The sequence below is a fragment of the Streptosporangium minutum genome (assembly GCF_002149035.1).
GTDB lineage: Bacteria > Actinomycetota > Actinomycetes > Streptosporangiales > Streptosporangiaceae > Streptosporangium > Streptosporangium minutum.
The window spans coordinates 1-10,940 of sequence record NZ_NGFP01000296.1 but is presented as its reverse complement, the minus strand read 5'-3'; the positions used below and the strand labels follow the sequence as shown (position 1 = coordinate 10,940).

General features: G+C 71.1%; 8 protein-coding genes. 6 read left to right on the top strand and 2 right to left on the bottom strand.

The window, feature by feature from the left end; genetic code table 11:
* Both CA984_RS38610 and CA984_RS38605 read right to left on the bottom strand, forming a co-directional pair.
* Positions 1–1,163, bottom strand: a 1,163-nt coding sequence (locus CA984_RS38610) for a PrsW family intramembrane metalloprotease (protein ID WP_165781569.1), incomplete at its 3' end; no start/stop codon positions are given.
* A gap of 178 nt (positions 1,164–1,341) precedes the next feature.
* Entirely contained in the window at positions 1,342–2,295 is a 954-nt protein-coding gene (locus CA984_RS38605; protein WP_086578334.1) for a heme o synthase, read from the bottom strand.
* A 385-nt stretch (positions 2,296–2,680) separates the two neighbouring features.
* On the opposite strand from CA984_RS38605, the gene tkt reads away from it, so the two are divergent.
* From tkt to pgl, 6 genes are all read left to right on the top strand, one after another.
* Positions 2,681–4,714: a transketolase gene (tkt, locus tag CA984_RS38600; protein WP_242676409.1), complete on the top strand. Its 2,034-nt coding sequence runs from the start codon at positions 2,681–2,683 to the stop codon at positions 4,712–4,714.
* 2 nt (positions 4,715–4,716) lie between these two features.
* The gene (gene tal / locus CA984_RS38595) at positions 4,717–5,820 is read left to right on the top strand and encodes a transaldolase (RefSeq protein ID WP_086578332.1); all 1,104 of its coding nucleotides are present in this window, start codon (positions 4,717–4,719) and stop codon (positions 5,818–5,820) included.
* A 5-nt stretch (positions 5,821–5,825) separates the two neighbouring features.
* Positions 5,826–7,454, top strand: a complete 1,629-nt coding sequence (locus CA984_RS38590; protein ID WP_086578331.1) for a hypothetical protein — start codon at positions 5,826–5,828, stop codon at positions 7,452–7,454.
* Positions 7,455–9,170 carry a glucose-6-phosphate dehydrogenase gene (gene zwf / locus CA984_RS38585; RefSeq protein WP_242676408.1) on the top strand — a complete coding sequence of 572 codons (1,716 nt, stop codon included), beginning with the start codon at positions 7,455–7,457 and terminating at the stop codon, positions 9,168–9,170.
* A complete protein-coding gene (locus CA984_RS38580) occupies positions 9,171–10,082 on the top strand; it encodes a glucose-6-phosphate dehydrogenase assembly protein OpcA (protein ID WP_012892486.1) in 912 nt (303 codons plus the stop codon).
* 67 nt (positions 10,083–10,149) lie between these two features.
* Positions 10,150–10,923: a 6-phosphogluconolactonase gene (gene pgl / locus CA984_RS38575; RefSeq protein WP_086578330.1), complete on the top strand. Its 774-nt coding sequence runs from the start codon at positions 10,150–10,152 to the stop codon at positions 10,921–10,923.
* Positions 10,924–10,940 lie beyond the last annotated feature (17 nt).

Here is a 10,940-nt window from a genome sequence, read left to right as displayed (position 1 = left end):
GGCGGGGCGTAGCCCTGGGCGGCCGGGGGCGCCTGCCCGGCCGGCACCGGGAAGTGGGCGCGGGCACCCGCCATGCACTCCAGCAGCGCGTGCTGCTCCTCGTTGAACGTGCGCTCACCGATCATGTGACGCCTGGCCCGCTCGTGGAGCAGGCCGAGCTCGGTGGCGGCGAGCTGGTAGTCGTTCATCGCCCGCAGCCCGGCCCGGCCGCCGTTCGTCCTGGCCCACTGCCTGGCCTGACGGCGGCCCGGCAGCGAGGAGAGCATGGCGACGTCGTGCGGGCCCACCAGCCCCGTCGCCTGGTAGGCGGGCAGATAGGTCTGGATGAGGGCGACGATGCGCTTGCGGTCGCGGAAGACGATCCCGATAAGGACGAAGAGCACGATCATCAGCAGCACGTAGGCGACGGCCAGGCCGCCGATGCCGACGTAGGAGGCGAAGCCGTTCCATATCCCGTGCAACAGCATCGCGCCGATCCAGCCGGCCGCGATCACGACGACCCGCCCCCGGCCCTGGCGCTGCGCGGCGTAGGCCACCGCGACCCCGATCATCGAGGTGAACAGCGGATGCGCGAACGGCGACAGGATCCCCCTGAGCACGACGGTCACCGCCAGCCCCTGCGCGCCCATGTCGTCGAGCGCGGCCACGTAGTAGCTGACGTTCTCGCTCATCGCGAAGCCGAGGCCGACCATGCTGGCGTAGATGATGCCGTCGGTGGGCCCGTCGAGCTCGGCCCGCTTGAACCTGAGCAGGCCCAGCAGGACCAGCCCCTTCATCGTCTCCTCGACCACGGGGGCGCCGAAGGTGGCGGCGATGTTGCGCGAGCTGTCATAGCCCAGCTGGACGGTGTTCTCGATGTAGACCAGGTTGAAGGAGTTGACGAGGCCCGCGATCAGGACCGCCACGCCCGCCCCCCAGGCGAACGCGAAGATCAGGTTGCTGCGCGGCTCCGGCTCCATACGGTCCAGCGCGAGCACGGCGGCCAGCAGCACCGGGACCGGGGCCAGGGCGAGGGCCAGGGCGATGAAGAAGTAGACCGGATCACCGTTCAGCACGTCGAACGAGAACGACGCCAGCGCGCACAGACCGGTCACGACAAGACCGGCGATCAGTGCGACAGACGGGCGGTCCTTGAACACCCACCGAGGATCACGGCTTGCCATGTGGCAACCGTAACCGATCAAACACGACGTGTCCCCCCTCCCTCTCCCGCGGCCGGTGGCCACCCGGGGACACCGCCGTCGCGCGGATCGGGGGGCCGGGCGTCACGGGCGCGGAGGGCATGGCGGAGGACCGGGAAAGGGCGGGGCCGCGGAGGGGCGCATGCCGTACCTGGAGCGCTCAGACGAGCATCGAGTCGACGGCGACGGCGAGGAAGAGCAGCGCCAGGTAGGCGTTGGACCAGTGGAAGAAGCGCATCGGGCGCAGGTCCACGCCGGTCTTGCCCGCGTTGACCCGGCCGAGCAGGCGGTAGACCTCCCACAGGCAGGCGGCGCCGAGGACGACGGCCACGGCGGGGTAGAGCAGGGTGGTCCCGGCGATCGGCCACAGCAGCAGCGAGCAGGCCACCGTCGCCCAGGTGTAGGCGATGCTCTCCAGCACCACGCGGCGCTCGGTGGCGACCACCGGGAGCATGGGAACCTTCGCCGCGGCGTAGTCCTCCTTGTAGCGCATGGCGAGGGTCCAGGTGTGCGGCGGGGTCCAGAAGAACACCACGCCGAACAGCACCAGCGGGGCCCAGCTGAGGCTGCCCGTGACGCCGGCCCAGCCGATCAGCACCGGCATGCACCCCGCCAGGCCTCCCCACACCACGTTCTGGGAGGTCCGCCGCTTCAGGATCATCGAGTAGACGAGGACGTAGAACAGGTTCGCCGCCAGCGACAGGCCGGCCGCGAGCCAATTCACCGTCAAACCCAGGCCAAGAGTCGACAGCACGCCGAGGACGACGCCGAAGATCAGCGCGTTGGCCGGCGGGACCTGGTCGCGGGCCAGCGGACGGCGCCGGGTACGGCGCATCGCGGCGTCGATGTCGCGGTCGATGTAGCAGTTCAGCGCATTCGCGCTGCCCGCCGACAGGGTGCCGAAGACCAGGGTGGAGACGGCGATCCACAGCGGTGGCAGGCCACGGGCAGCCAGGAACATCACCGGCAGCGTCGTGATCAGCAGCAGTTCGATGATCCGCGGCTTGGTGAGGGCGACGTAGGCCTTCACGACATCGCCGAACGAGCGCGGCGTGACGGTGTCAGCCGTGCCCGTCGCGGACGGGGCCGTCGATTGCTTGTCGGTCAGCACCATCTAAGGCGCTTCCAGCACGTGCGGGGTCAACGCGTAACCTCTGATTAGAGCGAATCCGTGAATGCGGGCACCAGCCAGCCTTGAATGCTCAACTCTAGTTGTTGGGTCGGCCGGTTCCGGCATGGGGTGCGGAGACGGCACGACGGGACGCCTCACGGGGGTTCTGTCCACGCTGATCATCACTCCTGCGGACTCGCCCCGGATCGGCCTACGCAACGGTAGCAAGGCCGACCCGTTAGGGTCCGGTGTGGGCGGGAAATGCCAAACCGGCGCCACCATCACACGACTAGATCCGGAGATCGAGCACTTGAGCAGCGAACTCGTGCCAGCCCTTGAATGGAGCGACCTGGACCGTCAGGCGGTCGACGTCGTACGGGCCCTGGCGATGGACGCGGTAGAGAAGGCGGGGTCGGGTCACCCCGGCACCGCGATGAGCCTCGCACCCGCCGCGTACCTGCTTTTCCAGCAGACGTTGCGGCACGACCCGTCGGACCCCACGTGGGTGGGTCGGGATCGGTTTGTCCTTTCCGCCGGCCACACCAGCCTGACCCTCTACATCCAGCTGTACCTGTCGGGCTACGGCCTGTCCCTGGACGACCTCAAGGGCCTGCGCCAGTGGGACAGCCTGACCCCGGGTCACCCCGAGCACGGCCACACCATCGGCGTCGAGACCACCACCGGCCCGCTCGGCCAGGGGCTCGGCAACGCCGTCGGCATGGCCATGGCCGCCCGCCGCGAGCGGGGGCTGTTCGACCCGGACGCGGCGCCGGGCGCCAGCCCCTTCGACCACATGATCTGGTGCATCGCCTCCGAGGGTGACATCGAGGAGGGCGTCAGCCACGAGGTCAGCGCCATCGCCGGCCACCAGAAGCTGGGCAACCTGGTCGTCGTCTTCGACAGCAACCACATCTCCATCGAGGACGACACCCAGATCGCGCTGAGCGAGGACATCACCAAGCGCTACGAGGCGTACGGCTGGCACGTCCAGACCGTCGACTGGACCAAGAACGGCGACTACTCCGAGGACGTCGAGGCGCTGCACCAGGCCCTGGAGGCCGCCCGCGCCGAGACCGACCGGCCGTCGTTCATCCGCCTGCGCACCATCATCGGCTGGCCGGCGCCGAACAAGCAGAACACCGGCAAGGCCCACGGCTCGGCCCTGGGCGCCGAGGAGATCGCCGCCACCAAGACCGTCATGGGTCAGGACCCGGCCAAGAGCTTCGACGTGCCGGACGAGGTCCTAGAGCACGCCCGCGAGGTCGTCGGCCGCGGCCGGGCCGCCCGCGCCGAGTGGGAGAAGGCCTACCAGAGCTGGCGGTCGGCCAACCCCGAGCGCGCCGCCGAGTTCGACCGGATCAGCGAGCGGCAGCTGCCGGCCGGCTGGACCGAGGCGCTGCCGGTCTTCGAGACCGGCGCCTCCGTCGCCACCCGCAAGGCCTCCGGCGAGGTGCTCAACAGCCTCGCGCCCGTGCTGCCCGAGCTGTGGGGCGGCTCGGCCGACCTGGCCGAGTCCAACAACACCACGATGAAGGGCGAGCCGTCCTTCATCCCGGAGGAGTACCAGACCAAGGAGTTCCCCGGCAACCGCTACGGCCGCACGCTGCACTTCGGCATCCGCGAGCACGGCATGGGGTCGATCCTCAACGGCATCGCCCTGCACAACGGCACCCGGCCCTACGGCGGCACGTTCCTGGTCTTCAGCGACTACATGCGCCCGGCCGTACGGCTCGCGGCGCTGATGAAGCTGCCGGTCACCTACGTGTGGACCCACGACTCCATCGGCCTGGGCGAGGACGGCCCGACCCACCAGCCGGTCGAGCACCTGTGGGCGCTGCGCGCCATCCCGGGCCTAGACGTCGTCCGCCCGGCTGACGCCAACGAGACGGCCGCGGCGTGGCGGACCGTGCTGGAGCACGGCGACCGCCCGGCCGCGCTCGCGCTGACCCGGCAGAACCTCCCGGTCTACGCCGGCACCGCCGACGCCAAGAAGGTCGCCCGGGGCGCCTACGTCCTGGAGGAGGCCTCCAACGGCCAGCCCGCGGTGGTCCTGATCGGCACCGGCTCCGAGGTCGAGCTGGCCGTGCAGGCCCGTGAGCTGCTGGAAGCCGAGGGCATCCCGGCCCGGGTCGTGTCGATGCCGTGCGTGGAGTGGTTCCAGGCCCAGGACTCGGCCTACCGGCAGACGGTGCTGCCCCCGGCGGTCCGCGCGCGCGTCGCCGTCGAAGCGGGAATCGCGCTGGGCTGGCGGGAGTTCGTGGGAGATGAAGGGGAAGTGGTGAGCCTGGAGCACTTCGGTGCCTCCGCCCCCTACAAGACCCTTTACGAGCAGTTCGGCCTCACCGCCGAGCGGGTGGCTGCCGCTGCTAAGGCCAGCCTCGCGCGGACCGGGGCCGACAAGGGCGAGACGACAGGAAACTGATCATGAGCGAGATCCTGAAGAGCCTTTCCGAGCACGGCGTGTCCGTCTGGCTGGACGACATCAGCCGCGAGCGCCTGCGCACCGGCAACCTGGAGTCGCTGATCCGCGAGAAGCACGTGGTCGGCGTCACCTCCAACCCGACGATCTTCGCCTCCGCGCTGAGCAAGGGCGACGCCTACGACACCCAGCTCCACGACCTCTCCGTACGCGGCGTGGAAGTGGAGGAGGCGGTGCGCGCCATCACCACCTACGACATCCGCTGGGCCGCCGACGTGCTCAGGCCGGTCTACGACGCCACCGGCGGCGTGGACGGCCGGGTCTCGATCGAGGTGGACCCGCGCCTGGCCAAGGACACCGACAAGACCGTCGCCGAGGCGCGCGCGCTGTGGTGGATGGTCGACCGGCCCAACCTGTTCATCAAGATCCCGGCCACGGTCGAGGGTCTGTCCGCTATCACCCAGGCGATCTCCGAGGGCATCAGCGTCAACGTCACGCTGATCTTCTCCCTCGAGCGCTACCGCGCCGTGATGGACGCCTGGCTGACGGGCCTGGAGCGCGCGCGGGCCAACGGCCTGGACCTGGCCGGCATCGAGTCGGTGGCCTCCTTCTTCGTCAGCCGCGTCGACAGCGAGATCGACAAGCGCCTGGAGAAGGTCGGCACCCCCGAGGCCAAGGCCCTCAAGGGCAAGGCGGCGATCGCCAACGCCCGCCTCGCCTTCGCCGCCTTCGAGGACGTGATCAACTCCCCGCGCTGGCAGGCCCTGGCCGCGGCCGGAGCCCGCCCGCAGCGCCCGCTGTGGGCCTCCACCGGCACCAAGGACCCGAGCTACCCCGACACCCTCTACGTCGACGAGCTCGTGACCGCGGACACGGTCAACACGATGCCGGAGAAGACCCTCGACGCCGTGGCCGACCACGGCCGGATCACCGGCGACACCGTCCGCCCCTCCTACGAGGACGCCTGGAACACCATGGCCGCGCTCAAGGAGGCCGGCATCGACTACGACGACGTGGTGAGGGTGCTGGAGGAGGAGGGCGTGGAGAAGTTCGAAGCGTCCTGGAACGAGCTCCTGGCCACCGTCTCCGCCGAGCTGCGGAAGGCGTGAACCCCATGTCAGTGTCCGTAACGTTCGGCGAGGAGAGGCTGGCCGAGCAGGCCGCGGAGACGGCCGGGCGGCTCGCGGCCGAAGGGGTCCACGAGGCCCTGGCCGCCGGCGATCCCGCCCTGTGGGGCCCGGAGGCCGGGCTCGAGGCGGCGATCCGCCTCGGCTGGCTCACCCTCCCCCAGACCAGCAGGGAGCTGCTGCCCGAGCTCGGCAAGCTCGTCGAGCGGGTCCGCGCCGAGGGCCTGGACCATGTGGTCCTGGCGGGCATGGGCGGCTCCTCGCTCGCCCCCGAGGTCATCACCGCCACCGCCGACGTGCCGCTGACCGTGCTCGACACCACCGACCCCGGCCAGGTGCGCCGGGCGCTCGACGACCGGCTGGACCGCACGATCCTGGTGGTGGCCAGCAAGAGCGGCGGCACGGTCGAGACCGACAGCCACCGGCGGATCTACGAGAAGGCCTTCCGCGACGCGGGGATCGACCCGGCCGAGCGGATCATCGTGGTCACCGACCCGGAGTCGCCGCTGGAGCAGACCGCCAGGGACGCGGGCTACCGGGTCTTCCTGGCCGACCCCAACGTGGGCGGCCGCTACAGCGCCCTGACGGCGTTCGGCCTGGTGCCCAGCGCGCTCGCCGGGGCCGACGTGGAGCGGCTGCTCGACGACGCCGCCGCCGTGCAGCCGCTGCTGTCGCAGGCCGAGGGCAACCCCGGCCTGGAGCTCGGCGCCGCCCTCGGCGCCGCCGCGCTCTCCGGCCGCGACAAGCTCGTGCTGGAGGACAGCCTCTCGGAGATCAACGGCCTGCCCGACTGGATCGAGCAGCTGGTCGCCGAGTCCACCGGCAAGCAGGGCAAGGGCATCCTGCCGGTCGTCGGCGCCGAGCCTGGCGAGGCCGAGGACGAGCTGCTCGTCGGGATCGACTCCGACGGCGCCCTGACCGTCAGCGGCCCGCTGGGCGCGCAGTTCCTCGTCTGGGAGTACGCCACGGCCGTCGCCGGCCGCGTCCTCGGCATCAACCCGTTCGACCAGCCGAACGTGGCCGAGTCCAAGGAGAACACCGGCAAGCTGCTCGACCGGCCGGAGCTGCCGGTCGGCACGCCGATCCTGGTCGACGGCCCGGTCGAGGTGTACGGCGAGCTGCCCGGCTCGGAGGCCCCCAAGGACCTGTCCGACGTGTTCACCCGGCTGCTGGAGGCCATCCCCTCCGACGGCTATCTCGGGATCATGGCCTACCTCGACCGGGAGGCGGCGTTCGACGCGCCCCACGCCGAGGGAGCCTCGTTCGAGGAGATGACCGAGGCGTGGAGCGCGGCCGACCCGGCCACGCTGCGCGCGCAGCTCGCGGTCCGGACCGAGCGGCCGATCACCTTCGGGTGGGGCCCCCGGTTCCTGCACTCCACCGGCCAATACCACAAGGGCGGTCCGCAGAACGGCGTGTTCCTGCAGATCACCGGGGTCGTGGAGGATGACGTCGAGGTGCCCGGCAAGCCGTACACCCTGGGCCGTCTCCAGCTCGCGCAGGCCCTGGGAGACCAGGGCGCGCTGGCCAGCCGCGGGCGTCCCACCGTACGGCTGCACCTGACCGATCGTGCGGCCGGTGTCGCACGTCTGCTCGCGGCAGCGCGGGAGGCCTGAATGAGCAAGGAACGCTCCGTGGTGCGAGCCGACACGGTGCGGGCCGATCCCGCGCAGAGCGACGCCGCGCAGGGCGACGCGGCGCAGGCCGGCCGGGCGCACTCCGACGGCGCGCACCACACCGTCGGGGCGCATGCCGAGGAGCCCGTGGCCGCCGCCTCGGCGGCCGCGACCGCCTCCATCACCGACGAGGTGGTGGCCGCCAACCCGTTGCGCGACCCGGGCGACAAGCGCCTGCCACGTGTGGCGGGGCCCTGCGTGCTGGTGCTGTTCGGCGTGACCGGCGACCTGGCCCGCAAGAAGCTGCTGCCGGCGATCTACGACCTGGCGAACCGGGGGCTGCTGCCCCCGGGGTTCTCCCTGGTCGGCTTCGCCCGCCGCGACTGGCAGGACCAGGACTTCGCGCAGCTCACCCATGACGCCGTCAAGGAGCACGCGCGGACGCCCTTCCGCGAGGAGGTCTGGAAGCAGCTGTCGGAGGGCATCTTCTTCTGCCCGGGCGAGTTCACCGACGACGGCGCGTTCGACGCCCTGGCCATGATGCTCAAGGAGATCGACCAGACCCGGGGCACCGGCGGCAACTACGGCTTCTACCTCTCGGTGCCGCCGAAGTTCTTCCCCGTCGTGGTCGAGCAGCTCAAGCGGACCGGCCTGGCGCACGGACCCGAGGGGTCCTGGCGCCGGGTGGTGATCGAGAAGCCCTTCGGGCACGACCTGAAGAGCGCCCAGGAGCTCAACGCGATCACCAGCGCGGTCTTCCCGGAGAGCTCGGTGTTCCGCATCGACCACTACCTGGGCAAGGAGACCGTCCAGAACATCCTGGCGCTGCGGTTCGCCAACAACCTGTTCGAGCCGATCTGGAACCGGGGTTACGTCGACCACGTCCAGATCACGATGGCCGAGGACATCGGCATCGGCGGCCGGGCGGGTTACTACGACGGCATCGGCGCGGCCCGGGACGTGATCCAGAATCACCTGCTCCAGCTGCTGGCGCTGGTGGCGATGGAGGACCCGACGTCGTTCGAGGCCAACTCGCTGCGCCGGGAGAAGGAGAAGGTCCTCAAGGCCGTCCGGCTGCCGCAGGACCTGGCCGAGGCCACCGCGCGCGGCCGCTACGGGGAGGGCTGGCAGGGCGGCGAGCCGGTCGTCGGATACACGCAGGAGGACGGCATCCCGCCGGACTCCATCACCGAGACCTACGCCGCCATCAAGCTGGAGATCGCCAACCGCCGCTGGGCGGGGGTGCCGTTCTACCTGCGCACCGGCAAGCGGCTGAGCCGCCGGGTGACGGAGGTCGCCGTGGTGTTCCAGCGCGCGCCGCACCTGCCGTTCAGCAAGGACGACACCGAGATCCTGGGGCAGAACGCCCTGGTCATCCGGGTTCAGCCGGATGAGGGGATCACGGTGCGGTTCGGCTCCAAGGTGCCCGGCACCGCCATGGAGGTCAGGGACGTCTCGATGGACTTCGCCTACGGCGAGTCGTTCATGGAGTCCTCTCCCGAGGCGTACGAGCGGCTGCTGCTGGACGTGCTGATCGGCGACCCGCCGCTCTTCCCGCACCAGCGCGAGGTCGAGCTGTCGTGGAAGATCCTGGACCCGATCGAGGACTTCTGGGCCACCCAGGGCCCGCCGGAGGAGTATCCGGCGGGCACCTGGGGCCCGGCGTCGGCCGACGAGATGATGGCCCGCGACGGGCGCGCGTGGAGGAGACTGTAGATGGCGAGCTTCATGCTCAGCGGCACGACCGCGTCGAAGATCTCCTCACAGCTCACCCAGCTGCGCCACCAGATGGGCACCCCCGCGGTCGGCATGGTGCTGACCCTGGTGGTGGTCTCCGACGAGAGCAACCAGTACGACGCGGTCCGGGCGGCGACCGAGGCGGCCAGGGAGCACCCCTCCCGGATACTGGTCGTCATCCCCCGCGACCCGCAGGAGCCCAACCGCCTCGACGCCGAGCTGCGGTTCGGCGAGTCCACCCCGGGTGAGGTGATCCTGCTGCGCCTGTACGGCGAGCTCACCAAGCACGCCGACTCGGTGGTCGGCCCGCTGCTGCTCACCGACACCCCGGTGGTGGTCTGGTGGCCGGGCGACTGCCCGGACGTGCCGGCCAAGGACTCGATCGGCATGCTCGCCCAGCGCCGCATCGTCGACGCGCGGTCGGCGGCCGACTCGGTTCAGGCGATCACCGGCCGGGCCCGGGGCTACGTCCCCGGTGACACCGACCTGGCCTGGACCCGGCTGACGACGTGGCGGAGCCTGCTGGCCGCCGCGTTCGACCAGCCGGTGGGCAAGGTCAAGAAGGGTTTCGTGGAGGCCGTGCCCGGCCACGCCAGCGCCCTGCTGCTGGCGGCCTGGCTCAGCGAACGCCTCGGCGCCCCGGTGAAGGTCTCCGAATCGGCCGGCCCCGGCCTGACCGCGGTCAGGCTCGTCACGGCCGACGGCGACATCTCCATCAGCCGAGGCGACGGCCGCCTGGCCACGCTGTCCCGCCCGGGCCAGCCGGACCGCCGGGTGGCGCTGACCCGCCGCCCGACCTCGGAGCTGCTCGCCGAGGAGCTCCGGCGCCTGGACCCCGACGAGATCTACGAGGCCGCGATCCGGCGACTCGCCCGGACGCACAAGTCCTGACCTGTGAGCGCCCCGCGGCCGACCGCGGGGCGCTCTGTCATCGACAGCACGTTGAAAGAGAAGTCCCGTGAGCGTTCCCAACGTGATCATCCACCGTGACGCCGACATGCTGGCCAAGGCCGTCGCCGCCCGGGTGATCACCCGCACCGTCGACGTGCAGTCGGGCAAGGGCTCGGCCTCGCTGGTGCTGACCGGCGGCACCGTCGGCATCGCCACCCTGGCGGAGATCGCCGCCAGCCCGGCCCGCGACGCCATCGACTGGCGCAACCTGGACATCTGGTGGGGTGACGAGCGTTTCCTGCCCTCCGGGCATCCCGAGCGCAACGAGACCGGTGCCCGCCAGGCCCTCCTCGACCACGTCGACGTCGACCCCGCCCGCGTCCATGTGATGCGCGGCCCCGACTCGGGCATGACCGCCGAGGAGTCGGCCGAGGCCTACGCCGACGAACTCCGCAGGGCCGCGCGTCCCGAGGACCACGGTCCGGCGCCGTCGTTCGACGTCATGATGCTGGGAATGGGCCCGGACGGCCATGTGGCGTCGCTGTTCCCGGGCATGCCCGCGCTGTACGAGACGCGCCCGGTGGTCGCGGTGCACGGTTCCCCGAAGCCTCCGCCCACCCGCATCTCGCTCACGCTCCCGGTCATCCAGGGGTCGCGCGAGGTGTGGCTGATCGCCGCGGGCGAGGAAAAGGCGGGAGCCGTACGGCTGGCGTTGTCGGACTCGGGGCCGATGCAGGTGCCCGCGGCGGGCGCCCGCGGTCGCCAGCGGACGCTGTTCCTGCTGGACAGGGCGGCCGCCTCGAAGATCCCGTCGTCCCTGGGACGGCTCTCCTCCCCCTGAGCCCCTCGGTCCCCGAC